At 66.4% G+C, this 25324-nt stretch carries 23 protein-coding genes and 1 tRNA gene; 17 read left to right on the top strand and 7 right to left on the bottom strand.

The features are described from left to right. Positions 1-9 precede the first annotated feature (9 nt). Entirely contained in the window at positions 10-750 is a 741-nt protein-coding gene (ubiG, locus tag HL653_RS18810) for a bifunctional 2-polyprenyl-6-hydroxyphenol methylase/3-demethylubiquinol 3-O-methyltransferase UbiG (protein ID WP_171745867.1), read from the bottom strand. Between the two features lie 87 nt (positions 751-837). Between ubiG and HL653_RS18815 the strand changes: the two genes are divergently transcribed. Beyond that, positions 838-2100 carry an aspartate kinase gene (locus HL653_RS18815; RefSeq protein WP_171745868.1) on the top strand — a complete coding sequence of 421 codons (1263 nt, stop codon included), beginning with the start codon at positions 838-840 and terminating at the stop codon, positions 2098-2100. Between the two features lie 119 nt (positions 2101-2219). On the opposite strand, the gene HL653_RS24360 is transcribed toward HL653_RS18815, so the two are convergent. Together HL653_RS24360 and HL653_RS18825 are read right to left on the bottom strand one after the other, a co-directional pair. After that, entirely contained in the window at positions 2220-2873 is a 654-nt protein-coding gene (locus HL653_RS24360; protein WP_253717078.1) for a PEPxxWA-CTERM sorting domain-containing protein, read from the bottom strand. Between the two features lie 98 nt (positions 2874-2971). Continuing rightward, a complete protein-coding gene (locus HL653_RS18825) occupies positions 2972-3598 on the bottom strand; it encodes a PEPxxWA-CTERM sorting domain-containing protein (RefSeq protein ID WP_253717080.1) in 627 nt (208 codons plus the stop codon). 346 nt (positions 3599-3944) lie between these two features. Here HL653_RS18825 and HL653_RS18830 point away from each other — a divergent pair, with 346 nt between their 5' ends. From HL653_RS18830 to HL653_RS18840, 3 genes are all read left to right on the top strand, one after another. Continuing rightward, the gene (locus HL653_RS18830) at positions 3945-4151 is read left to right on the top strand and encodes a cold-shock protein (protein ID WP_171745870.1); all 207 of its coding nucleotides are present in this window, start codon (positions 3945-3947) and stop codon (positions 4149-4151) included. A gap of 105 nt (positions 4152-4256) precedes the next feature. Next, positions 4257-4466, top strand: coding sequence for a hypothetical protein (locus tag HL653_RS18835; RefSeq protein ID WP_171745871.1), 210 nt, complete (start codon positions 4257-4259; stop codon positions 4464-4466). Positions 4467-4475: 9 nt separating this feature from the next. Beyond that, entirely contained in the window at positions 4476-4709 is a 234-nt protein-coding gene (locus tag HL653_RS18840) for a hypothetical protein (RefSeq protein WP_171745872.1), read from the top strand. Positions 4710-4721: 12 nt separating this feature from the next. Here HL653_RS18840 and HL653_RS18845 read toward each other — a convergent pair whose 3' ends face one another. Beyond that, a complete protein-coding gene (locus HL653_RS18845) occupies positions 4722-6347 on the bottom strand; it encodes a ShlB/FhaC/HecB family hemolysin secretion/activation protein (RefSeq protein WP_171745873.1) in 1626 nt (541 codons plus the stop codon). A 128-nt stretch (positions 6348-6475) separates the two neighbouring features. Further along, positions 6476-8056, bottom strand: coding sequence for a hypothetical protein (locus HL653_RS18850; protein WP_171745874.1), 1581 nt, complete (start codon positions 8054-8056; stop codon positions 6476-6478). A 373-nt stretch (positions 8057-8429) separates the two neighbouring features. Here HL653_RS18850 and HL653_RS18855 point away from each other — a divergent pair, with 373 nt between their 5' ends. The 11 genes from HL653_RS18855 (at position 8430) to HL653_RS18905 (ending at position 22371) form a co-directional block, all read left to right on the top strand. Beyond that, on the top strand, positions 8430-9446 hold the full coding sequence (locus HL653_RS18855; RefSeq protein WP_253717082.1) for a nitronate monooxygenase family protein: 1017 nt from the start codon (positions 8430-8432) through the stop codon (positions 9444-9446). Positions 9447-9705: 259 nt separating this feature from the next. Beyond that, on the top strand, positions 9706-9999 hold the full coding sequence (locus HL653_RS18860) for a hypothetical protein (RefSeq protein ID WP_171745875.1): 294 nt from the start codon (positions 9706-9708) through the stop codon (positions 9997-9999). Between the two features lie 44 nt (positions 10000-10043). After that, positions 10044-12323 carry a phosphoenolpyruvate--protein phosphotransferase gene (gene ptsP / locus HL653_RS18865; RefSeq protein ID WP_171745876.1) on the top strand — a complete coding sequence of 760 codons (2280 nt, stop codon included), beginning with the start codon at positions 10044-10046 and terminating at the stop codon, positions 12321-12323. A 76-nt stretch (positions 12324-12399) separates the two neighbouring features. Continuing rightward, on the top strand, positions 12400-13314 hold the full coding sequence (locus HL653_RS18870) for a helix-turn-helix domain-containing protein (protein WP_171745877.1): 915 nt from the start codon (positions 12400-12402) through the stop codon (positions 13312-13314). A 79-nt stretch (positions 13315-13393) separates the two neighbouring features. Beyond that, positions 13394-14332, top strand: coding sequence for a tetratricopeptide repeat protein (locus HL653_RS18875; protein ID WP_171745878.1), 939 nt, complete (start codon positions 13394-13396; stop codon positions 14330-14332). Then, the gene (gene tilS / locus HL653_RS18880; RefSeq protein WP_171745879.1) at positions 14329-15414 is read left to right on the top strand and encodes a tRNA lysidine(34) synthetase TilS; all 1086 of its coding nucleotides are present in this window, start codon (positions 14329-14331) and stop codon (positions 15412-15414) included. Before HL653_RS18875 ends, tilS begins: the two co-directional genes overlap by 4 nt. Before the next feature lie 143 nt (positions 15415-15557). Beyond that, positions 15558-17504: an ATP-dependent zinc metalloprotease FtsH gene (ftsH, locus tag HL653_RS18885; protein ID WP_171745880.1), complete on the top strand. Its 1947-nt coding sequence runs from the start codon at positions 15558-15560 to the stop codon at positions 17502-17504. A 414-nt stretch (positions 17505-17918) separates the two neighbouring features. Beyond that, on the top strand, positions 17919-19685 hold the full coding sequence (locus HL653_RS18890) for a hypothetical protein (RefSeq protein ID WP_171745881.1): 1767 nt from the start codon (positions 17919-17921) through the stop codon (positions 19683-19685). Between the two features lie 169 nt (positions 19686-19854). Then, entirely contained in the window at positions 19855-20598 is a 744-nt protein-coding gene (locus HL653_RS18895) for a hypothetical protein (protein ID WP_171745882.1), read from the top strand. 1 nt (position 20599) lies between these two features. After that, the gene (locus tag HL653_RS18900) at positions 20600-21790 is read left to right on the top strand and encodes a M48 family metallopeptidase (RefSeq protein ID WP_253717090.1); all 1191 of its coding nucleotides are present in this window, start codon (positions 20600-20602) and stop codon (positions 21788-21790) included. Next, a complete protein-coding gene (locus tag HL653_RS18905) occupies positions 21787-22371 on the top strand; it encodes a hypothetical protein (protein WP_171745883.1) in 585 nt (194 codons plus the stop codon). Before HL653_RS18900 ends, HL653_RS18905 begins: the two co-directional genes overlap by 4 nt. Before the next feature lie 19 nt (positions 22372-22390). On the opposite strand, the gene HL653_RS18910 is transcribed toward HL653_RS18905, so the two are convergent. After that, positions 22391-22834 carry a septal ring lytic transglycosylase RlpA family protein gene (locus HL653_RS18910; RefSeq protein WP_171745884.1) on the bottom strand — a complete coding sequence of 148 codons (444 nt, stop codon included), beginning with the start codon at positions 22832-22834 and terminating at the stop codon, positions 22391-22393. A gap of 191 nt (positions 22835-23025) precedes the next feature. Then, positions 23026-24147 carry a lytic transglycosylase domain-containing protein gene (locus tag HL653_RS18915; protein ID WP_171745885.1) on the bottom strand — a complete coding sequence of 374 codons (1122 nt, stop codon included), beginning with the start codon at positions 24145-24147 and terminating at the stop codon, positions 23026-23028. A 105-nt stretch (positions 24148-24252) separates the two neighbouring features. Here HL653_RS18915 and HL653_RS18920 point away from each other — a divergent pair. Both HL653_RS18920 and HL653_RS18925 read left to right on the top strand, forming a co-directional pair. Next, positions 24253-24342 (top strand) — tRNA-Ser (locus tag HL653_RS18920). Between the two features lie 22 nt (positions 24343-24364). Beyond that, positions 24365-25087, top strand: a complete 723-nt coding sequence (locus tag HL653_RS18925; protein WP_171745886.1) for a hypothetical protein — start codon at positions 24365-24367, stop codon at positions 25085-25087. The last annotated feature ends 237 nt before the right edge of the window (positions 25088-25324 follow it).

A 25324-nucleotide genomic window follows, 5' to 3' on the forward strand; every position in this document is an offset into this window, starting at 1 on the left:
CGACTTCCTTCAGGCTTCGTTGGTGGCCTGATGCGTCGCGGCGAGGAAATAGTCGAGGGTGAGATCGGTCGAAAGCGCGAAGCCGTTCATCGGATCGAAGCTCATGCCGGCGCGATCGATCACCGTGAGCCCCGCCGCCTCCAGCAGCGCCGAAAGCTCGTCCGGCGTGAGGAATTTGGACCAGTCGTGCGTGCCCTTCGGCACCATCCCCAGGCCTTCGCCCAGCGTGATCAGCGCCAGCCGGGACAAAGGCGTGCGATTGGGCGTGGAGAGCAGGACGAGCCCGCCCGGCGCCAGCGCGCGCGCGATGCCGCCCACGAACGCCGCCGGATCGGCGACATGCTCGATCACCTCCATCGACACGATCAGATCATAGCGCTCGCCCGCCAGCCCTTCGATCCCGCCATGGCGATACTCGATCGCCAGCCCCTGCCCTGCGGCATGCGCGCGCGCCACCGCCACATTCTCGGCCGCCGCGTCCAGCCCCGTCACCTGCGCGCCGAGCCGCGCCAGCGGCTCGCTCAGCAGTCCCGCGCCGCAACCCACGTCCAGCGCGCGCCGCCCCTCCAGCGGACGCCTCGCGCGCGGATCGCAGCCCCATTCGCTGTCGATCCGGTCGCGCAGATAGCGCAGGCGCACCGGATTGAGCTTGTGGAGCATCGCGGAAGATCCCTTCGGATCCCACCATTCGGCGGCCAGCGTGCCGAAAAAGGCGGCTTCGGCGGGTTCGATCGTGTCGGTTGCGTTCATGGGGGTGGGTAACTATCAGGGCGCTCCCGCCGGCCCAAGCCCCCAGCTTCGGGCCTTTCCACCTTTCTCAAGCGGCGAAGACGACAGATGGCCCGTATCGTGATGAAGTTCGGCGGCACCTCCATGGCCGGGATCGAACGCATTCGTAACGTCGCCCAGCGCGTCAAGGCCGAGGTGGAGCGCGGCAACGAAGTGGCGGTGGTCGTCTCGGCCATGGCGGGCGAGACGGATCGCCTCGTCAATTTCTGCCGCGAGGCGAGCCCGCTTTACGATCCCAAGGAATATGACGTCGTCGTCGCGGCGGGCGAACAGATCACGAGCGGCCTGCTCGCGATCGCGCTGCAGGCGCTGGGCGTGCCCGCGCGCAGCTGGCTCGGCTGGCAGCTGCCGATCCGCACCAGCGACACGCACGCTTCGGCCCGCATCACCACGATCGATGCCGAGGTGATCGGCGCCTCGATGGCGAAGGGCGAGGTCGCCGTGATCCCCGGCTTCCAGGGCATGAGCGAGGATGGCCGCGTCACCACGCTCGGCCGCGGCGGATCGGATACGTCGGCGGTCGCGGTGGCGGCGGCGATGAAGGCCGATCGCTGCGACATCTACACGGACGTCGACGGCGTCTATACCACCGATCCGCGCATCGTGCCCAAGGCGCGCAAGCTGGGCAAGGTGACCTATGAGGAGATGCTGGAGCTGGCGTCGGTGGGCGCCAAGGTGCTCCAGACGCGCTCGGTGGGCCTCGCGATGAAGGAGAAGGTGCGCGTGCGCGTCCTCTCCTCGTTCGACGACCACAAGGATGATGATGGGCATCGCGGCACGCTGATCGTGGGCGATGACGAGATCGAAGAGGACAAGATGGAACGCCAGCTGATCACCGGCATCGCCGCCGACAAGAATGAGGCGAAAGTCACGCTCCTGTCCGTGCCGGACCGGCCCGGTGCGGTGGCGACGATCTTCACGCCGCTCGCCGAAGCCGCGATCAACGTGGACATGATCGTCCAGAACGTCGCGTCGGACGGCAAGTCGACCGACGTGACCTTCACCGTGCCGCGCGCCGAACTGGCCCGCGCGCTGGACGTGCTGGACAAGCAGCAGGCCACGATCGGCCATATCGGCGTGAAGCATGATACCAAGATCGCCAAGATCTCGGTCGTGGGCGTCGGCATGCGGAGCCATGCGGGCGTCGCCGCCGCGATGTTCAAGGCGCTGGCCGATCGCGGCATCAACATTCAGGCGATCACCACCAGCGAGATCAAGGTCTCGGTGATCATCGACGAGGATTTCGTCGAGCTGGCCGTGCGCGTGCTGCACACCGCCTACGGTCTGGATGCGGACGACGCGGCGGCCTGAAGGCTGCCTGCGTTTCCGCTTTCCGTTCCCCGTTCGTACGGAGCGAAGTCGAAGTACGGGAAGCCGGGCGCATCGCTTGCAGCCCGTCCTTCGACTGCGCTCAGGACGAACGGTTTCCCTTATAGAGCAGGGCTTCCGTCGAGCGCGATTAGCCGGCGCTTACGCATCGAAGCCCCCATCGCCCCGAAGCCCGCGAGCATCATCGCCCAGATCGCGGGCTCCGGCACATCCGAAGCGGGCGCCCCGCCCAGCCGCGCATCATAGGCCAGCTCCAGCTGCGGCGCGCGGAAGCTGGTCGCCGTGCCGCTTTCGAATGACAGGCTGTAGGTCAACCCGGTGAACGAGAAGGCCGTCGGCGTGAGATCGTTGAACGCGCTCGCGAAGAGGCCACCGATCGTCGCGCCGCTATAGCTCGCCAGGCCGGTATAATCCCCGCTGATCCCCGTCAGGCTGATGACGGACGTGCCGGTCGTGGTGCCGCCGTTCGAATAGAAATTGAGGCCGACCAGTTCGTAGCCCGGCCCCGGACTGGTCGGATCGTTCGTCAGTGTGATCGGCCCGCCGAGGAAGCTCACCGTCCCCTGCAGCGTGTCCCCCGCCGACACCGTCAACGGCCCGTCCGTCGACTGGACGTAGGTGTAGGCACCGCTCGCCGTCGCCGTGCCGAGATCGAACACATAATCCCGCGTGATCACCGCAGCCGGCGCGGCGGATGCCGCCAGAAGCGCCATCGCCATTGTCACCGACATTGTCGTCGTCAGGAAAATCCGCATCGCTTACTCCCATCGCTGATCCGGCCGACGAACCGATCCCGCTCAATTCTGTACGGTTCGCCGCGCCGGGAGGTTGAAGATGAAAATCTCGTCCGCCCTCAGGCCGCGCGCGACGGCAGGCCCCCTGCCCGCGTCCGGCGCAGGCGCGCGCCGATCGCACCGAAGCCGCCGATCATCATCGCCCAGGTGGCCGGTTCCGGCACAGACGGCGGCGGCGCGCTCACGCCCACCGTATAACCCAGCGTCAGTTGCGAGGGCGTGAAGGCCCTCGCGGACCCCGCATAATAGTCCAGCCTGTAGGTGAAGCCGGTGAAGGAGAAGGAGGTCGCCGTCAGGTCCGCAAAGGCACTGGCGGTCAGATTGGTGGTGATCATCGTCTGAATGGCGCTGTCGCCCGTATAATTCCCGCTCACGCCGGTGAGGCTGACCGAAGACACAGCCTGATCGACATTGCCGACACTCGGCCTGGGCGTGAAGACCAGCTGCACCAGTTCATACTGGCCCGGCGAGGACGTGTTGTTCGTCAGCGTGACGATGCTGCCGCCCGTGAAGCTGACCGTCCCCTTCAGCGTATCGCCCGGCAGGAGGGAGATCATGTCGGCGGGCAGATTGACGGTCGTCCGATTGCCGCTCTGCGTCGCCTTGCTCAGATCGATCACCAGATCGTAATTCACCACCACCGCCTGCGCGGCCGATCCCGTCGCCGCCGCGACCAAGGCCGCCAAAACCACTCCACACCGCATCGCCACGCCCCCCGAGTTTACAAAGCGTAACGAGGATGGCCGAATTTGGAGAATATTGGAAGGCCTTTGGACCTAAATTGAACAATCCATTACGCAGTGACCACGCGGCCCGCCGGAACGGTCCTTGAAGACGCCGGAGCGGCGCCGAAAACCGTGCGCGCAGTCGGCCCCTATCAATTTTCGCCAAATGCCCTATATGAGACCGTGCTTACGTCGCCTGCGACGGATATCGGGCCGCTCTTGGCTCCCCTTTGTCCCTTTCTAGCTGCTTCGAGCCGGGAGGCGCCATGTCGGCGCGGACCCGTCACATGGACAAAGGATATCCTCCATGATCACCGGCAAAGTTAAGTTCTTCAACAACGACAAGGGCTACGGCTTCATCGCTCCCGAGGATGGCGGCACCGATGCGTTCGTGCACATCTCCGCCGTCGAGCGTGCGGGCATGAGCACGCTGCAGCAGGACCAGCGCATTTCCTACGAGCTGGAAACCGATCGCCGCGGCAAGACCTCGGCCGTCAACCTTCAGGAAGCCTGAACGTGACGCGGGCGGGCGTTTCGACGTCCGCCCGATTGCCAGAGGACTGCATCCAGTCCGACCGTGCCGGCCCCTTCGCCCGGCGCGAACACCCCGGAGACCCCTATGTCGCGCACTGCCGTTAAGCCCTATCTCGTCGCCAAGGATGAGGAAGGCAAGTTTCGCGTGACCATCCGCACGACGCGCTTCAATTCGCAGGGCTATCCGCTCGTCTCGTCGGAATTGCTGGAGCAGAGCTTCGAAACCGCCACGCGTGCGCGCACCTTTCTGCGTGCCGAATATCGGGCAGAGGCGACCGACATCACGTCCAAATAAGGATCGCGCATGCAGAATTCGTCGAATTTTTGCCGTTCGCAGGAAGCGATCCAGATCAAGCGCGCCGCCGAGACCACGCTGGACAATGTCCGCGCGATCGCGACCAAGGCCGCCGAAGTGTGGCGGCTCGAGGCCGTCGCCGCCGAGCAGCGCGAGGATCGTCATCGCCAGCGCCTCGCGGTGCAGAGCGACGATCGCCTCGCGCGCGAAACCTCCGATCAAGGCCTCGTCGGCGGCGAATGACCGGGCACCCGCTCAGCTCTTCTTGAGCTGCAGCCGCCAGCTGACATTGAAACGCCATTTGCCCTGATAGCCCGGATAGGGCTTGTCGATCACGCGCGCGCCTTCCAGTTCCAGCCAGGCGCGCGGCGTGAAGGCGATCCGCACGCCCCCGCCCGCCGATCCCACGTCGAAATTCGCGCCGCGATAATAAGGCAGGCGATCGACGAAGCGCACCTTCGCATGATCGGTGAAGCCATATAGCTCGCTGCCCTGCAGCTTGGCACCGAGCTTGGGCCGGAAGGCCAGTTCGCCCAGCACCGCATAGCCGCGATCGCCGCTCACCACCGCCTGATCGAACGCGCGGCCATAATCGGCGCCGCCGATCACGATCCGCTCGCCGGCCGGCAGCGGATCCTTACTATATTGCAGCTGCCCCTTGGTCCGCACGACGAATGTCTTGCCGATCTGCCGATCGTAGCTCGCGCGGGCATTCACCTTCGTGAAGACGGGCTCGGAGAGGAACGGCGTGCCGTGCGCGCTCAATATATCCAGCCCCCGGCTGACGGTGAGCCCCGCCGTGATGACCGATCTGGTCTTCACGATCGAGAAGCCCAGCGCGCCGCGCAGCGCGCGCGTATGATCGGCGGACGCCACCGCGCCCAGGATCGCCTGATCGCTGTCGATCCCGTCCACGCCGATGCTGGCGACGAGGTTCTTCGTGTAGCCCCGGATGATCGGATAGGAATAGGTGATGCCCGCCGTCTTGGCGGTGCCGTCAAAATCGGTGCGCTTGGCGTGCGTCGCCAGATACCCCACCGAGAGCGAAAGCTGCCCCCCGTCCGTGCCGATCGGCGTGCCGTGCGCGAGGGAGATGTAGCGCAGCCGATTGACGTTCGGCGTGATCAGCCCCGTCAGGTCTGTCCGGTCGCCGTCGCGCAGCAGGCTGTAGGCGTGGGCATCGGCGCGGACCTGCGAATTGCCCTGCTGATCCTGCCCGCGATTGTCGTAGCTCACCGAGAAATCGGTATGCTTCCGCGCGCCCTTGATCTGCAGGACGATACCGCCGGGTTTCGTGCCGCGCAGCACCTGCACGTCCACCTTCTCGCCCGGAATGTCGCGCATCAGCGACAGGTAGCGCTGCAGCGCGCGCTTGCTGAGCGGATGCTCCCTGGTCAACTGGGTCGCATAGGCCTTCATCAGCGGCGTCATGCCGCCCGTGAACACCACGCGCTCGACGAAGCCCTCCGCCACGCGCACCACCACCACGCCCTTGGCGAAGCTCTGGTCCGGGATGATGACCGTGTAGAGCGCGATATCCGCATCGGCATAGGCATCGGACAATGCCTTCGCGAGATCGCCCAGCACCTCCCTGGTCGCGCGCTTGCCGAGATAGGGCCGCGCGGCATTCGCCACCCGCGCCGGCACCTTGGCGCCACCGAAGCTGACACTGTTGATCTGCACGCCGGCATCAGCGCCTTCCACGCGCGCGCCGCCCGTGGGCGCGGTGCGCGGCGCGGGCTTCGTCTCGCGCGGGGCCTCCGTGGGATCGGGCGTCCGGTCGAGCCGGTTCTGGTCGAGGATGAGAGGGGTACGAGTCGTCGGCAAGGCGGGCGGCACATCCAGTTGCGCCGCCGCCGCGAGCGTCCACACAGCGAGCATCGCTGCGCTCCTTTTCGGCTGGTCGGATCAGGAAGAGGTCGGAGACCGGTGACGAGGAAGCGGCCAGACGGATCGGGGACTCTTCCGATCCGTCCGGGCCGCACCCTCGGGTCCGGGATCAGCGCGGGTCAGCGCTGAACCAGCCCGTGCAGGCCACCCGTCAGCCCGCCGACGAGGCCTCCCGTCTGCCCGGTCGCGGCCACCGGCGTCACCACCGGCGCGATCACCGCGCTGACGGTCGGCACGATCGTGTTCACGACCGGCGTGACCACGGCGGTCACCGGCGCCACGACATTGGCCACCGGCGTGCTCGCCGCGGGCGTCGCCACCGCCGTCACGGTCGGCACCACCGTATTGACGACCGGAGCCACCACCGCCTGCACCGGAGCGACCACGTCCGCCACCGGCGCGTTCACGACGGGCGAGAGCGCGGCGGTCACCGTCGGAACCACCGCATTCGTCACCGGCGCGACGGCCGCCGTCACGGGCGCCACGACATTGGCGACCGGGGTCGAGACGGCGGGCGCCACCGCCGCCGTCACCGCCGGAAGCACCGCACCCGCAACCGGCGCGATCGCCGCATCCACCGGCAGCGACACCGTCGCCAGCGATCCGGTGACCGGCGCGTTGGAGGCGACGTTCACCGCGACGACCGGCGCCGCGCTGCCGATGGCCGTATTGCCCGCCGTCACGCCGATTAGTCCGCCCGAAGCGCCCGTGGCGGTGTCCACCACCTGGCTGACGACCGGGGCATTGACGGAAGCGATCTGCCCCGCGCCGTTCGTCTGCAGCGCCGTGACGGACAGAAGTTGCCCGTTCGCCGCCGTATCGGACAGGGCCGATACGCCCACCAGCGGCGCGGCCCCGCCGACACCGGTGTTGGCGACATTCACGGCGGCCAGGTTCTGCAGCGCGCCGGGCGTCACTTCGTGGATCGCCAGATTGGCGACGCCGTTGACCGTCGCGGTGGCGAGATTGCCGCCTGTCAGCAGCCCTACCGAGGCGATCGTGCCTTGGGGCTGCGTCGCGCTGGCCACGCCGACGCCGACGGCACCCGTTCCGCTGGCGGGCGACGTGACGCTGGTATTCAGCGCGGTGATCGCCACCACGTCGCCGACGACGCCCTTCAGGCCATCCACCAGCAATTGCTGGCCATGGCCCGCGTCGACCAGCGCCTGACCCGTATCATTGCTGATGCCGACGATCGTGCCGGTGATCGGCGTGGTCGCCGGCAACGCCGCATTGACCGGCTGGGTCGCGGCGTCGAGCACGTCGCCGACGCCGAGAACGGCGTTGCCCGCCGTCACGAGAACACCGCCGAGCAAGCCCGAGGGAGACTGGGTACCGCCCGTATCGGTGCCGGTGCCGGTGCCGGTGCCAGTCCCGGTTCCGGTTCCGGTTCCGGTTCCGGTTCCGGTTCCGGTGCCCGTTCCTGTGCCACCCGAGCCTGTACCCGTGCCGCCCGAGCCGGTGCCGCCCGATCCCGTGCCGCCGCTGGAACCACCGGAGCCAGTGGAGCCGCCCGAGCCGGTGTCGCCACCTCCCGACGTTCCGCCGCCGGTCGATCCGCTGCCGCCCGTGTCGCTGACACCGGGAACACCGACGCTGCCGAGGCGCGTGCCACCTTCCGTAGAGCAGGCCGACAGCACCAAGGCGAGCACAGCGGCCGAAGAAATGAGAGAAATCCGCGAACGCGACAACTTACTCATGATCACCCTCCTTTTGCTCACCCCGACTATCAACGCGACTCATCTTGTCGATGTTCCAGAACATTTTATCGCAACTTGAAGTAAAAAGGATTTCAGCCAATTTTTTATGATTATCGTTCTTTCTAATATACCCAACAACACATCGAATCATGTTAACCATAATTCCTTCTATTGTTGATTTACATTTTGTAATATCGCCTTTTCACTTCAACAAAGATCGATAGATCGTTTCGGCAAGCATTAATTATACGCCTTGATCTTCTGATTTACGCTGCAATGCGGAATGCAGGCGATTTTTGACTGTTTTCAGGTGCTATCCGCAGAGCCAACGCACCTCTCGCCTCTGGCGTTTTGTGCGGCTAGGGCGTGCGACATGACTCAACCGACCCAGCTTGATGCGCTGATGCAGCGCGGCGCCCACTTCCTCGGCACACGTTTCGCGATCATGGCGGGCGCCATGTCGTGGGTGTCGGAGCGCCACCTCGTCTCCGCCATTTCCAATGCGGGCGGCTTCGGCGTGATTGCGTGCGGCGCCATGACGCCCGATCTGCTCGATCGCGAAATCGCCGCCACCAAGGCGCTGACCGACAAGCCGTTCGGCGTGAACCTGATCACGATGCACCCCGATCTCACCGCGCTGATCGATGTATGCGCCGCGCATCAGGTGGGCCATGTCGTGCTGGCGGGCGGCCTGCCCCCGGCGGGCGCGATCGACCGGATCAAGGCCTCCGGCGCCAAGGTGCTGTGCTTCCCGCCGACGCTCACCTTCGCCAAGAAGCTGATCCGGTCGGGCGTGGACGCGCTGATCATCGAGGGGATGGAGGCCGGCGGCCATATCGGCCCCGTCTCCACGAGCGTGCTGGCGCAGGAGATGCTGCCCGAGATCGCGCAGCAGGTGCCCGTCTTCGTCGCGGGCGGCATCGGCCGGGGCGAGGCGATCGCGGGCTATCTGGAGATGGGCGCATCGGGCGTGCAGCTCGGCACGCGCTTCGTCTGCGCGACGGAGTGCATCGCGCACGCCAATTTCAAGAAGGCCTTCATCCGCGCCTCCGCGCGCGACGCGGTGGCCAGCGTGCAGATCGATCCGCGCCTGCCCGTCATTCCGGTGCGCGCGCTGAAGAATGCGGGTGGCGAACTGTTCACCGCCAAGCAGCGCGAAGTGGCGCAGGCGCTGGACGAGGGCAAACTGGCCATGGCCGAGGCCCAGCTCCAGATCGAGCATTATTGGGCGGGCGCGCTCCGCCGCGCCGTGATCGACGGCGATGTCGAGCATGGCAGCGTGATGGCCGGCCAGTCGGTCGGCATGGTCACGAAGGAGCAACCCGTCGCCGAGATCCTGGCAGAACTGGTGGAGCAGGCCACGGCCGCGCTGGAGCGCCGCGCCGCCTGAGCGGCCCGCATCTTTCTGTCGACGGCCGACGCCAAACCCCGTTCGCCCCGAGCCTGTCGAAGGGCTGCACTTCTTTTCCCAGGTGCTGGAAAGAAGGACAGTGCTTCGACAGGCTCAGCGCAAACGGCGCGACGCAGGCTTGTCACCCCGCAGGCCCCAAAGCCCCGACAAAGCCCCAAGAGGAATGCGATCAACCATTTGGCCGCATCCGTCGCCCTCTTCGGTTGACCGGACAGGCAACGCGCGTCAGGGCACGGCCATGCGCCCCCAGGATTTCCAAGGCCAGATCCTCAACGCCGCCTCCAGCCTTCTCGGCATCTCGCTCGTCATCATTGCGGGGCTGAACGTCACGCACGCGGCGCGCGGCACGCTGGCCGACGAAGTGGCCTGGGGATCGGCCGTCCTGCTCGCGCTCAGTTGCGTCCTTTCCTATCTCGCCGTGCGCGCCGCTCCCCGCGAAACGAGCATGGGCAAATGGGCCGATCGCATCTTCCTGCTGGGCCTGCTCGCATTGTTCGCATCGATCGTGGTTCTGGCGGTTAACAATCCGTAAGTTGTGCGAGGCGAGCCTTTGCTGTTAGCTCGTGATTAACGACCATGCCGCCCACCTCATCCGCCACCGCCGCACGCGAAATCCTCGTCCGCCTTCACGACGTGATGGCGTCGCGTACCAACGCGCAGGCCAAGCTCAACCAGGTCACGCAGATCATCGGCGAGGCGCTGCATAGCGAGGTCTGCTCGATCTATTTGCTGCGCGAAGGCGTGCTGGAGCTGTTCGCCACGCGCGGGCTGAAGCAGGAGGCGGTCCACGTCACGAAGCTGGCGCTGGGCGAGGGCCTGACCGGCACGATCGCCGAGAAGACCGAGACGCTCAATCTGGCGGAGGCGACCAGCCACCCCGATTTCGTCCATAATCCCGAAACCGGCGAAGATCTGTATCACAGCTTCGCCGGCGTCCCGATCGTGCGGGCCGAGCGCGCGGTGGGCGTGCTGACGGTGCAGCATGTCGATCAGCGCCGCTATGCCGATATCGAGATCGAGGCGCTGCAGACGGTGGCGATGGTGCTGGCGGAATTGATCGCGGGCGCCGGCCTGATCGACGAAACGCAAGGTCCCGGTTCAGGATCGGGCCGCGATAGCGGATCGGTGAGGATGACCGGTCTCAAGCTCGTCGAAGGCATGGGCCAGGGCCGCGCCGTCTTCCATCAGCCGCGCGTGATCGTCGAGCATACGGTGGCCGAGGATATCGAGGCCGAGCGCCACCGCGTTTACTCCGCGTTCGACAAGATGCGCGACCAGATCGATCGCATGATGAGCCAGGCCGATTTCGGCGTGGCGGGCGAGCATCAGGACATTCTCGCGACCTACAAGATGTTCGCCTACGATGAAGGCTGGCGCGGCCGCATCAACGACGCGATCGACAGCGGCCTGACGGCGGAGGCCGCGATCGAGCGCGTGCAGCAGCGCACGCGGATGCGGATGCGCGAGATTGACGATCCCTTGCTCGCGGACCGGATGCACGATCTGGAGGATCTCTCCAATCGCCTGCTCCGGATCGTCTCCGGTCAGCTCGGCACGGCGGCGCAACTGGGCCTGCGGCAGGATTCGATCCTGATCGCGCGCAATCTGGGCCCGGCCGAGTTGCTGGAATATGATCGGCGACGGCTGAAGGGCGTGATCCTGCAGGAGGGATCGCTCACCGCGCATGTCGTGATCGTGGCGCGCGCGATGGGCATTCCGGTGCTGGGCCGCGTACGCGATGCCCGCCGCCTGATCGCGGAAGGCGACATGCTGCTGCTCAATGCGAGCGAGGGCAATGCCGTCGCCCGCCCCAACCCGCAGATCGAGGAGGCGTTCGAAAGCCGGCTTTCGGTCACGCAGAAATTGCGCGCCGAATATGCGGCGATGCGCGATCTGCCGCCGGAAAGCCGCGATGGTCGCCGCCTGATGCTGATGGTCAATGCGGGCCTGCGCGACGATGTCGCGGCGCTGGATACGACCGGCGCCGACGGGATCGGCCTGTTCCGCACCGAATTCGAATTCCTCGTCTCGGCCGAATTGCCGAAGCGCGAGCGTCAGCAGCGCGTCTATCGCGACGTGATGGAGACGGCGGGCGACAAGCCCGTGATCTTCCGCACCGTGGATGTCGGCGGCGACAAGGCGCTGCCCTACATGACGAGCGACGAGATCGAGGAGGAAAATCCGGCGATGGGCTGGCGCGCGATCCGGCTGGCGCTGGAGCGCGACGCGCTGATGAAGGCGCAGGCCTCGGCCCTCGTGGAGGCGGCGGGCAATCGCGTGCTGCAGGTCATGTTCCCGATGATCTCCGAGCCATGGGAGTTCGACGAGGCGCGCGCCCTGTTCGAGGAACAGCGCGAGCGTCTGGCCAAGCGTGGCAAGCCGCAGCCGCTGACGATCAAATATGGCGCGATGCTGGAGGTGCCGGCGCTGGCGGAAGCGCTCGACATCCTGTTGCCCAAGCTGGATTTCCTGTCGATCGGCACGAACGATCTCACGCAATTCCTGTTCGCGGCCGATCGCGCGCATCCGAAGCTCGCCGAGCGGTTCGACTGGCTCTCGCCCGCGATCCTGCGCTTCATCCGCCGCGTCGTCCGCACCTGCGACGAGGCGGGCGTCCCCGTCGGCGTGTGCGGCGAGATGGGCGGGCGCCCGCTGGAGGCGATGGCGCTGATCGGCGTCGGGCTCGATCGCCTCTCGATCACGCCCGCCGCGATCGGCCCGGTCAAGGCGATGATCCGTTCGCTGGATGTCGGCGCCCTGCGCGAGGCCATGGCGGAGCTGCTCGCGCGTCCGCCCGTCGCCATGCGTGCAGCACTCACCGATTGGGCCGTTGCCCACGATGTAAGAATAGCTTGAGAGCTTGCTTTAACTGCGGCAGCTATCATTCCGCAGTGATCGAGGTTAAGCCGTCACAACTTTGCTGGGAAGCCGGATGAACGAGATCCGCAACGGGCTCGCGGAAGCGACTGCCACGACGGTCGGTGGACAACTTCGTGCAGCGCGCGAGGCGCAGGGTCTTTCGCTGGGCGAAATCGCCGAGCGGACGCGCATTCCGACGCGCCACCTGACCGCTCTGGAAAATGACGACCATCAGGGCCTGCCCGCCGCCACCTACAGCACCGGTTTCGTCAAGACCTATGCGCGCATGCTGGGGCTGGACGGTCAGGAACTGGCGCAGCAATTCCGCGGCGAACTGACGCATGCGGCGCCGCGCATCGCCTATCAGGAAGTCTATCAGCCCGCCGATCCCGCGCGCACGCCGTCACGCGGCCTGGTGTGGGTGAGCCTGCTCGCCGTGGTCGTGCTGGTGCTGGGCTTCCTCTACTGGCGCGGCATGCACAGCGAGGATCCGGTGGCGGTCGCGTCCGCGCCTCCGGCGGAGTCCCCGGCCCCCGCTTTGCCTGCCGCGAAGCCACAGGCTCCGGCCGCCACTCCGACGCCCGCCACCGCTGGCGGTCCGGCCGTTCTTACCGCGGAATCGCCCGTGTGGCTGCGCGTCACCGATGGCGACGGCAAGCTGTTCGAGGGCATGCTGGATACGGGCAAGAGCTTCACCGTGCCCGATACGGCCGCCGATCCGCGCCTGCTGACGGGCCGGCCCAACGCGCTGAAGGTGACGGTGGGCAGCAGCGTGATCCCGCCGCTCGGTCCGCCCGAGCAGCGCGTCCGCAACGTGAGCCTCAAGCCGGAAGCGCTGCTGGAGCGTCTGTCGGGCGGCACCGGCGAGCGCGCCGTGGCGCTCATTCCCGATCCGGTGAACATCGCCTCGGATACCGATTCCGTCCCGGTCAGGCCCGCGCCCGCCCCGACGTCCGCGCCCGCAACCCCGCAGGCCGGACCGAACTGAGCGGTTCCCGCTTCATCGGGCGCTCATCTGCTTTATGGTGGGGCTCCATTTCCGAATCCGAGCCGAAAGAGCCGCCTTTATGTTTCTGCGTCCGCTGACGATCGCCTGCCTGCTTGCCTCCGTCGCCACGCCGGCGCTGGCGCAGAGCGCCGACAAGATGGCGCCGCGTGTCGACAAGCTGGAAAAGGAGATGAAGGCCGTCCAGCGCAAGGTCTTCCCCGGTGGCAGCCCCGCTTTCTTCGAACCTGAGATCGCCGCCACCCCCGCCACCGCCGCCCCCGTCCAGCGCGCGCCCGCCGATCAGGCGGTGCGGGATCTGACCGGCCGCGTCGAGGCGCTGGAGCGCGAGCTGGAGACGCTCACCGGCCAGATCGAGGTGAACCAGCACAAGCTGGACGTGCTGACCCAGACCGAGGCCAAGGATCGCGCCGATCTGGACGCGCGACTGAAGGTGCTGGAAGGCGGCGCCGCGCCTGCCCCGACGCTGAACGCGCCGCTCCCGATCGATGCCGCGCCGCCGCGCCGCCCCGGCAAGGGCACGCCGCCGCGTCCGCTGCCCGCCGAGCCGGCTGCCGCCGAACCCGCGCCGGCCCCGGCCGCCGCCGAACCCGCCGCTCCCTCGACGGGCGATGCGGGCGAGGACGCCTATATGGCCGGCTACAAGCTGTGGGATCAGAAGAAATTCCCCGAGGCGCAGGCCGCGCTTTCGGCGATGATCAAGAAATATCCGAAGCACAAGCGCGCCAGCTATGCGCGCAACCTGCTCGGCCGCGCCCAGCTGGACGGCGGCACACCCGCCATGGCGGCACAGACCTTCTACGCCAATTACCAGACCGATCCGCGCGGCGAGCGCGCACCGGACAGCCTCTTCTATCTCGGCCAGGCGCTGACCCAGCTGAAGAAGCCCGCCGACGCCTGCAAGGCCTATGGCGAGCTGGAGCAGGTCTATGGCACCACCCTCGCCGCCGGCCTGAAGAGCAAGCTGCCCGCGGCGAAGAAGGCCGCCGACTGCAAGTGACGGATGCGGCGGCGGTGACGATCACCCCGCCCGATCCGGATCAGGTGGCGCGGTTCGCGCGGGATGTCGCCCCCTTCGTTCCTCCCCAGCTTGCTGGGGAGGGGGACCATGCGAAGCATGGTGGAGGGGAAAATCCCGACCGTTCGGCAATGCCCCTCCACCAGCCTTCGGCTGGTCCCCCTCCCCATGCTATGCATGGGGAGGACCTTGCCGTCGCCGTTTCCGGTGGACCGGACAGCCTCGCCCTCCTGCTGCTCGCCTCGGCCGCCCTGCCCGGACGCGTCGCCGCCGTCACCGTCGATCACGGCCTTCGCCCCGAGGCCGCCGGCGAAGCGCGCTTCGCGGCCGACCTCTGCACCGTGCTCTCCGTCCCGCATGCGACCCTGCGCGTCACCGTCGCGGACGATCCCGCCGGTATCCAGGCCGCCGCCCGGCGCGAGCGCTACGCGGCGATGGCCCAATGGGCCCATGCGCGCGGCATTGCCGCCCTCGCCACCGCGCATCATCTCGACGATCAGGCGGAAACCGTGATGATGCGACTGGAGCGCGGCGCGGGCGTGGCGGGCCTCTCCGGCATCCGCCCGGACCGCGCGCTTGCCGACGGCGTGCGCCTGATCCGCCCCCTGCTCGGCTGGCGCCGCAGCGAGCTGGGCACGATCGTCCGCGCGGCCGGCCTCTCGGCGATCGACGATCCCTCGAACCGCGACCCCCGCTTCGATCGCGCCGCGGTCCGCGCCAGGCTGGCGGAAGGCTGGCCCGATCCGACGCGCCTCGCGGCGGTGGCCAGCCATATGGCGCAGGCCGAGGATGCGCTCGCCTTCACCGCCGATCGCCTGTTCGCGGAGCGCTACGAGTCCGATTCGGCCACGCTCGCCGCCGCCGATCTGCCGCGCGAGCTGCGCCGCCGGCTGCTGATCGCCGCGCTCGCCCGCCTCGCCCCCCACGCCATCCTGCGCGGCGACGAGGTGGATCGTCTGCTCGATCGACTGGCCGAAAACCGGGTTTCCACCCTCGCCGGGCTCCGCATCCAGCCGGGCCGGACGTGGCGCTTCACCCCCGCCCCGCCCCACCGATCCGCCTGACGGGCGCCGCGCCCCGGGGCACCATCCGAGGGGGTCGCGCGTTGCACGCCCAAGGACGTGCAATTTTGATCGGCCGTTGTTCCATTGCCATTAACCCCTGCTGTCCTACATAATGCCTGTTCTCGAAAGGCTGGTAAGCGCGCATGAGCGAAGACAAGAACCCGCAAGGACCGAATCCCTGGATGAAGAGCCTCGCCATATGGCTGGGCATTCTCCTAGCGATCGTCCTGTTCGTCTCGATGTTCGAGAATGGCAGCCGGCAACCGGCGGGCGAGAGCATCGCCTATTCGGAATTCCTGGCCCGCGTGGATGACGGCTCGGTGCGCGAGGCGGATATCGGCAATGGCGTGATCGCCGGCAAATATTCGAACGGTGCCACCTTCAAGACCTACGCCCCGAACGATCCCGGCCTGATCCAGCGCCTGACCTCGAAGAACGTCACGTTCCGTGCGCGTCCGGAGGAGCAGCCCTCGGTCTGGACCTATCTGCTCTACCAGAGCTTCCCGTTCCTGATCCTGCTCGGCATCGGCTATTTCGTGATGCGCCAGATGCAAAAGAATGCGGGCTCGGGCGCGATGGGCTTCGGCAAGAGCCGCGCCAAGATGCTCACCGAAAAGCAGGGCCGCGTCACCTTCGACGACGTCGCCGGCATCGACGAGGCGCGCGAGGAGCTGCAGGAGATCGTCGATTTCCTAAAAGATCCGTCCAAGTTCGCCCGCCTCGGCGGCAAGATCCCGAAGGGCGCTTTGCTGGTCGGCTCGCCCGGCACCGGCAAAACCCTGCTCGCCCGCGCCATCGCGGGTGAGGCCAAGGTGCCCTTCTTCACCATCTCGGGCTCCGACTTCGTCGAGATGTTCGTCGGCGTCGGCGCGAGCCGCGTGCGCGACATGTTCGAGCAGGCGAAGAAGAACGCGCCCTGCATCGTCTTCATCGACGAGATCGACGCGGTCGGCCGCCATCGCGGCGCCGGGCTCGGCAACGGCAATGACGAGCGCGAGCAGACGCTGAACCAGCTCCTCGTCGAGATGGACGGCTTCGAGGCGAACGAGGGCATCATCATCGTCGCGGCAACCAACCGCCCCGACGTGCTGGACCCCGCTCTGCTGCGTCCGGGCCGCTTCGATCGTCAGGTCGTCGTGCCCAAGCCCGATATCGAGGGTCGCGAGAAGATCCTCGGCGTCCACATGGGCAAGATCCCGCTCGCGCCCGACGTCAATTCGCGCACGATCGCGCGCGGCACGCCGGGCTTTTCGGGCGCCGATCTCGCCAATCTCGTCAACGAGGCGGCCCTGCTCGCCGCGCGCAAGGGCAAGCGCCTGGTCGCGATGCGCGAGTTCGAGGAAGCCAAGGACAAGGTGATGATGGGCGCCGAGCGCAAGTCCATGATCATGACCGAGGACGAGAAGAAGGCCACCGCCTATCACGAGGCCGGCCACGCGCTCGTCTCGCTCCACGTCCCCGGCTGCGATCCGCTCCACAAGGTCACCATCATCCCGCGCGGTCGCGCGCTGGGCGTGACGTGGAACCTGCCCGAGCGCGATCGTTATTCGATGACGATGAAGCAGATGAAGGCACGCCTCGCGCTCTGCTTCGGCGGCCGTATCGCGGAGCAGCTGATCTATGGCGCGGACGAGCTGAACACCGGCGCCTCCAACGACATCCAGCAGGCCACCGACATGGCCCGTTCGATGGTAATGGAATATGGCATGAGCGAAAAGCTCGGCTGGCTGCGCTATCGCGACAATCAGGACGAGGTGTTCCTCGGCCACTCGGTGTCGCGCAACCAGCATATGTCCGAGGACACGGCGCGTCTGATCGACAGTGAAGTGCGTCGCCTCGTCGAGGAAGGCGAGGCCAAGGCCCGCCAGGTGCTGACCGACAATCTGCACGAGCTGCACCGTCTGGCCACGGCCCTGCTGGAATATGAGACGCTCACCGGCGAAGAATCCAAGAAGGCGATCGCCGGCGAGGATATCGGCCGCGAGGATCCCAAGGACCGCGCGCCCCGCTCGCTCGCGATCGGCGGCTCCTCCATTCCCAAGAGCCGCCGCCCTGGCGGCTGGGGTGAGCCGACGCCCGCGGGCGCGTAAAGCCTTCCGGCACATCACGGAACGGAAAGGGCGGCCTTCGGGTCGCCCTTTTTGTTTTGGGGGCCGGCCCACCCGGATCGGCCCCGCAGGGAGCCTCGCGATTCCGTGGGCCGCCCGCAAGCGCCACGCGATCGGGGCAAATGTCCTTTCCGACCGATCGGATCTGCGCGCCCGAATATGGCAGATTACTCCCCCGTAACGAGCCGGAATCGGCGGCGTCCGTATCACGCGCGAAGCACAAAACCCGTCACAACTCCAATCATCTCCTCACATTCTTCTAGATGAAGACTATCCGTGAAACTGATTTTGAATCGATCCATTCCAGCCTGCAAATATATTCACTGCCAATGCCATCAATTGACAAGATCATAACTCACGATCACCTTCCTGATTATATAAACAGGGGAGATGATCATGCGAGTTACGCGCAAAGGCGCCACGGTTTCGCTCGTCCTGAGTGCGACCGCCGCAGCCGCAATTCTGGGGATTTCGCAGCAGGGTATCAGCCAGTCGGTCCCGACGGATCCGCAGCCGACCTGTCCGATCTCGCCCGCCACCTTCGCCGCGATGTTCGAGTCCGGCACGGTCACGCTCAACGGCACGGTCAAGCCGGCCGACAGCACACAGGTTCTTCAGCCCAATTGCGGCTTCTTCGTGTGGAGCGAGCAGATGTTCCTCTGGCTCACCTCGCCGGCGCCGACCCGCTACGGCGGCGGCGGGGGCGGCCGGATCATGTTCTCGCCGAGCTTCTACACGGTCAGCCCGGAGGACAGCAGCGGGCGGCGCAGCTTCATCCCCAACAATCCCCGCCTGCCGTTCCGGATGATGCTGCGGGCGACCGAACTCGGCCCGCACCTGCTGCCGATCGTCCGCACGCGCACCGGCCAGATCGTCGAGGTCCAGCGCCCCAATCCCCGCCTGCCGGTGCCGCCCGTCGTGCGCGGCCTCAACGGCGCACAGGTCCGCCTGTCGAGCGCCCGCGTCGTCGGGGGGCAGCTTCAATTCCTCGACGTGCGCGGCAGGGCCATTCAGGTCCGCAAGCTTCAGCTGCCGACTCTCAATCGCGTGATGGTGCGGATGCCGGAGAGCAATCGGCTGCTGCCGATGGTGCCGGTGCAGGCGGTCAAGGATGCGATCCAGGCCCGCAAGATCATCCTCAACAAGATTCCGATCTTCATCGATTCAGGCGGCAACGTGATCGATGTCGAGCCCGGCCAGGCCGATGGCGGCGTCCTGCTCTCCCAGAACGGGTCGCTGATCTACTATATCACCATCGTCAACGACATGTTCGCCTATCATCGCACGATGCAGGGGCCGGCGGTGATCCCGTTCGTCACGCCGATCACCTTCCCGCTCACGGCCGCGAACGCCGCGACCGTCACGGCGTTCGCCTCCTCGCACGGGCGCACGCTCACCGATCCGGAGGCGCTGACGATCGAAACCAAGAGCAGCTGGGTCGATGCGAGCGCGGTCCCGGATCCCTCGGGCTATGTCCAGCTCAAGGCGACGGTGCCGACCTTCGACAAATCCAATCCGGCGCATTGGGTGCCCAACGGCCAGACCACGATCACCGTGGCGATGGTCGGGCTGCATGTCGTCGGCAGCACCAACGGCCATGGCGAGATGGTGTGGGGGACGTTCGAGCATACCGGCAATGCGCCCAACGCATCCTATCAATATAATTCGACCAGCGGGCTCAAGACGGTGGCGCAGAATACCGTCGGCACATGGCTGTTCACCCCCAGCGGATCGAGCGGCCCGTTCAACGGCCAGATCACGAACTTCCCGAGCTGGGACATCCCGACCGGAGCGATTGACGGCCCCTCGGGCAATCCGGTCGGCCCGACCGCCGTCCTGCGAACGCTGCCCTGGGGCACCAGCGGCACGAATGCCTCGCTGAACACGCAGGTGATCTCCGCGAACGCGGCCGTCATCGGCCAGCTGCTGGGAGGCGATCTGCGTCGCAATTACTTCCAGCTCGGCTCGACCTGGACGATCGGCGGCGCCCCGCCGAACAACAATAATCAGGTCGGCACCAACCGGCTCTCGAACGCGACGCTCGAGACGTTCGTGCAGGAGGATCTGGCGCACCCCGGCTCCGGCGCCAACTGCTTCTCCTGCCACGGCACCAACACCGTGTCGGTGAGCCACGTTTATGGGACGCTGAAGCCGTTATTCTAGGCTCGGGGCCGCTGCGGGCTGGGCATCGTCCCCCGGTCCCGGCGGCTCGGATTGTCCGGAAAAGACCTTCCAATTCTGATGATGATCTTCGCCGCGAATTATTTCGCCTGCGGAACGGACCTTCCCACCGGGCCTCCTTTTGGCGATACTCCTCGTTGAGGGGGGCCTCATGGGACAGTTTCGGATCGTGCGCGGGGCGGTTGCCTTCGCGGCCTTGCTGGTGTGTGCGCCACTCGCGGCACAGGAGAAGACCGGGATCAAGCCGGGTTTCGCGCTCCGGCCGGGAACGGCGCGCATCGTCCTGATGCGCCCGACGATCCTCGTCGGCGCCCAGTCGATCGGCGGCGTGAACGAACCCAATGCCGATTGGACGCGGCAGGCGCGCGAGAATATCGCGCTCGCCCTCCGCCAGGCGCAGGCGAATGTCGGCAATGCCATGGTCGAATATGACGAGGGGGCGAGCGGCGAAGGACCGCTGGCAACCGAATATGCGCAATTGTTCGGCGCGCTCGCGGACTCCGTGATCGAATATCAGTTCTTCGCCGGAAACCGCCTGCCCACCAAGAAGCGCAATGACAGCTTCGAATGGAGCATCGGCGCCGATCTCGGCAAGCTGCGCTCGCTGGCGGCGGCCGATTACGCGCTCTTCATCACCACGCGCGACGATTATGGATCGGCCGGGCGCAAGGTGCTGCAGATGGTGGCGGCGATGGGCGGGGTCGGGCTCAAGTCCGGCGATCATACGGGTTATGCCGGACTCGTCGATCTGCGGACGGGCGAACTCGTCTGGCTCAATGCGGACCGCCAGATGGGCGGCGACGTCCGCACGGCCGAAGGCGCCTCCAAGCGCGTCAGCCAATTGCTCGAAGGCTTTCCGGGCAAGTCGTCCGCCGCCGTGAACGGGGCGCCGTAAGATGCGGCGCCTTTTCCCGATCGTGATGACGGCCCTGACGATGGCGGTCACGATGGCCGGACCCACCATCGCCGCCGATCCCACGCTGAGCCTTCCCACCTACACGCCGGCCTACGAACCGAGGACGGTGGACGAGCGCGGCCTGTGGATGGAGGCCGACGAGGAGGAGCGCCTCCTGCGCGACAGCCCGCTCCGCATCCGCGAGGGCAAGCTGGAGCAGTATGTGCGCGATGTCCTGTGCCGCGAGGTCGGCGCCGAGCGCTGCCAAAGCGTGCGCGTCTACGTGATGGAAGTGCCGGAGTTCAACGCGTCGATGCTGCCCAACGGCTGCATGCGGGTCCTGACCGGCCTGCTGCTCCGGGCGCGGAGCGAAGCCGAACTCGCCTCGGTGCTGGGTCATGAATTCGGGCATTTCGAGCTGCGGCACGGACTGACGGGCTTCAAGGCCGAGCGCCGCACGAAGGACAGGACAGCGTGGCTCGCGATCCTCGGCGCGATGAGCCGAACCGATATTACCGACACGCGGATCAGCCTCCTCGCCTCTTTCTACCGGTTTACCCGCGATCAGGAGGCCGCTGCGGATCAGATGGGCCTGCGCTACATGGCCACGTCCGGCTATCCCGCCAGGACAGCGGCCGAGGTGTGGCGGCAGGCGATGGCCGAGCAGGATGCGTCGGAAATCGGGCATGGCCGCACGCCGAGGCACAGTTACGTCTCCGGCTATTTCGACACGCATCCGACCAATCTCAACCGTGCGATGGCGCTGGAGGCCGCCGCCGCCCGGATGCCCGGCGGCGGCGAGGCGCGCGCCGACGAATATCGCGCGGCGATCGCACCCTATCTGCCGAGGCTGCTCGCCGCGCAGATCAAAACATACGATGTCGGCGCGACCGATTTCATCCTCGCCTCGCTCGCCGCGCAATCCGGCTGGACGGGCGAGCTGCTGTTCGCGCGGGCCGAATTGTATCGCGCGCGCGGCAATCCGCGCGACCTGCAGATGGCCAGCATCTGGTTCCGCGATGCGCGGGCCGCCGGCTATGCCGCGCCCGAACTCGATCGCGATCTGGGCCTGACGCTGCTGCGGAACGGACAGGCGGACGAGGCACGCAAGGCCCTGAACGCCTATCTCGCCGCTCGGCCGGATGCGAGCGACGCGACGATGATCCAGACTCTGGTGGCGACCGAACAATGAATATCCCGCGCAGCCCGGCCCTGCTCGCGCTGGCGGCTTTGGCGGCGACGCCCGCTCTCTCCAATATGCTGGTTCCGCCCGGCCCCAGAACCGGCATCGCCAACTCCCGGCTCTCGGCGACACCCGCCAGCGAATGGAACAGGCTCAGCCACACCGACGGCAAGTTCACCGAGGTCTGGACGATCGACGGCGACCAGCTCGACAAGGTCACCTTCTTCGGCGGGGTCGCACGCGGCAAGGCGCTGCTGCGCGAGGTGGACCGCAAGCATCACCCGCTCCCCACCGTGAAGGCCAGCATGCTGATCACCGATATTCCGGTGCTGCTGGAAACCACCTATCGCATCCGCGGCGCCCGCCAGATGACCATCGACACGCAGGAACCCGCTATGCTCGGCGGGCACAAGGCGATCCGCTTCACCTACCATTTCACGCTGGACGACGAGGTCCGCCGCAAAGGCGAAGGCCTCGGCGCGCTGGTCGACGGCAAACTCTATCTGGTGACCTACGAGGCGCCGGCGCTGCATTTCTTCGACAAGGATGTGGCCCGGTATCGCGCGCTGGCGGCCTCGATCACTTTGTAACGGCCGCCCGCCGCGCGCCTCACCGCACCGGCGCGACGCTCTCCAGCGGCTCGGCCGCGCGGCCCGATCGCAGGTCGCGCTTCACCTTCTCGCCCGGATAGACCCGCCGCACGCGCACCCGCGCCGTACCCATCCGCACGATCCCCAGATCCTCGGCCGCACCGCGCGACAGATCGATGATGCGCCCATCGACGAACGGCCCGCGATCGTTGACGCGCACGATGATGCGGCGCCCGGTCGCCAATGCCGTCACCTCGACATAGGAGGGCAAGGGCAAGGTCTTGTGCGCGGCGCCGACGCGGTTCTGCTTGAACTTTTCGCCATTGGCGGTGCGCCCGCCCTGCCCCGGCCCGTACCAGGAGGCGAGGCCCACCTCGTCATAATCCTGATCGTCGGCGGGCACGTAGGTCCGCCCGCGCACCTGATAGGGCCGGCCGATCTTCACCGGCGTATCGGGCACCATATGATGCCCCGCGCACGAGGCGAGCAGGAGGGATGCGGCGGCGGCCGGAAGGAAAAGCGCCGCCTTCCCCCACCCCGTTGGGTTCGAGCCTGTCGAGAACCCTTTCCTGTTCAGGCCTTCTCGACTGCGATCTCGGCAAGCTCGATCTCCGCTCGAAGCAAACGGTTGGGCGGAAGCGAGCGACACGCCCCTCAATCCGCCGGCCGCATCACCTCGTCGGCGAGCAGGCCCACCGAGAGCGCGTAGAAATTGGAGCAGTTATAATCGAGGATCGCCTGATAATTGGTCGTCAGCAGATAGGCGGTCTGGCCCGGCCCATCCGGCTCGATCAACGTCGCCATCTCGGTGTCGGCCGGAACGGGCGCGCCCGCGATCATCAGCCCCTTCGCGCGCCATTCCGCCATCGTCAGCCAGCGGCTGAGGCGGACATGGACGCGCGGGCAACGCGGGCTCGTCAGCGGCGAGGCGATCCCCGTGCGGTCGAAGCTGGAGGGCACCACAACCGGCACGCCCCACGGCACGTTGGGCTTCCACCCGGCATTGCTGAGGTAATTGCCGATCGAGGCCAGCGCATCGGGCTCGCTGCGCCAGATGTCGGCCTTGCCGTCGCCGTCGCCATCCACCGCCAGCCGCAGCCATACGCTCGGCAGGAATTGCGGATAGCCGGTCGCCCCGGCCCAGCTGCCCTTCAGCAGCGAGCGCGGAAAGCCCCGGTCGATCAGCTTCAGCGTATCGATGAACTCGGTGGTGAAGAGAGCGCGCCGCCGCCCCTCATAAGCCAGCGTCGCGAAGGAGCGCAGGATATCGTAATTGCCGGTGAAGGTGCCGTAGCCCGTCTCATGGCCATAGATGGCGAGCATGATCGATTCGGGCACCCCCGTCTTCGCCTCGATCGCGGAGAGCTGGGGCCGCAGCCCGGCATAGCGCGAACGCCCGCGCCCGATCCGCACCGGCTCCACATGCGTGCGCCTGTAGGGCGCGAAATTGATGCTGATCGAGGGTGTCGCCGGGCTGGTGGCGCCCCCGCCCGGCTGGCCGCGATCGGCGCGGATCACGCGCGGATCGAACGTGAGATCGGACACTTCGCGATCGAAGGTCTGCGGGTTCACCCCCGCCGCCAGCGCCTGCGGCCGCAAGCCGGTGACGAAGGCGCGAAAGGCGGTGGCGGCCTTCTCCTCCTCGCTGGGCTGCGCCGGCGCGGTCGGCGCTTCGGCAGCTGTGGTCGGCTGATCCGAATCCGGCGGCGGCGCTTCCTGCGCGAAGGCGGGAACGGCCAGAAGCGAGAGGGCGGCAATCAGGGAACGCGCGATCATGCCGCCCTCCTGCCACAGCGAAACGCCCCCGTCTCCCCGCCGCGTGCCTTTGCGCGACGCAGCGTCTTGCGCGAGCGCCCGCCTCCCCCGATAAGCGCCCCGTCCGGACAGGTGGCCGAGTGGTTTAAGGCAGCGGTCTTGAAAACCGCCGTGGGTGGAAGCTCACCGTGGGTTCGAATCCCACCCTGTCCGCCATAGCGTCAAGGAGAACGCGCAAGTGAGCGAGATTCCCGAGCAGGATCGAGTAAAGCTGCGCCCACCTCCACATATGGTAACACTCCAGTTTGGAAGCCAGTGGAACGTCGTTACACCAGCCGTTTACCGTTACGAGGATCAACGCTGGATCGACGAGTTTTTTGACACCGGTAAGTTGCGCCTCAGTACGTTCGCGAAGTTCGCAACCTATGAAGATGAAGTTCGCGGCGACAAGAACGAGGGCCAAGGTTTTTGCTACGGGGAAACAAGTGATAATAAGAGTGTGGTAGTGATGCAATCGCAGGGAATTAACGCAGCAGTACTTTGCTGCTCCCATCGATTATGTCAAGATTTGCAGCATGGATTCCAGAGAAATTCAGCCTTTCAGATAACAAACACGGTGGGCTTCTCTCTTGAAATATCTCGACAACTTGCAGGCTTTCGGAACGGCATAGAAGGATCCTGTATTTACAGGTCGGATGCCACGATAAGTCGCGCCATAGATTTCGATTTTGAAAAGTACAAACTTCCGGACGGAAATCTCGACATGCAGATGGTGGCCGATGCCAGCACTCAGCTCGGCGGACCCGAATTATTGCTGCTGAAGAGAAAACGCTATGAGCGACAGCAAGAATATCGTCTGTTGTGGGAAATAGACACGATCGGAGCCGACTATGTTGATGTGGTCGCCCCACTTGCGCGTCAGTTCTGCCGTAAGGTCGAGGCAGAGGATTGGGGTGGGTAGTTTTCCACTTGGTGCAGCGCTCAGCCCTCTCAGAGCATGAGGTATAGGCCGCGACCAATTGTTTTCCTTCGGGAAAGTGATGACGCGCTGAGCTACCTTATGGGCAGTAACCGCGAAGAATGTCCTACACCTTCCCCCACTGCGATTGCGGCCATTTGCCGATCGCCTCCCCCAGTTGTGGCCCAACTCATTGAAACGCTCCGAATTGCTCTGCTGGATGCGGAGGCGACCGTCCCG

This window comes from Sphingomonas sp. AP4-R1 (assembly GCF_013113735.1).
Taxonomy (GTDB): domain Bacteria; phylum Pseudomonadota; class Alphaproteobacteria; order Sphingomonadales; family Sphingomonadaceae; genus Sphingomonas_I.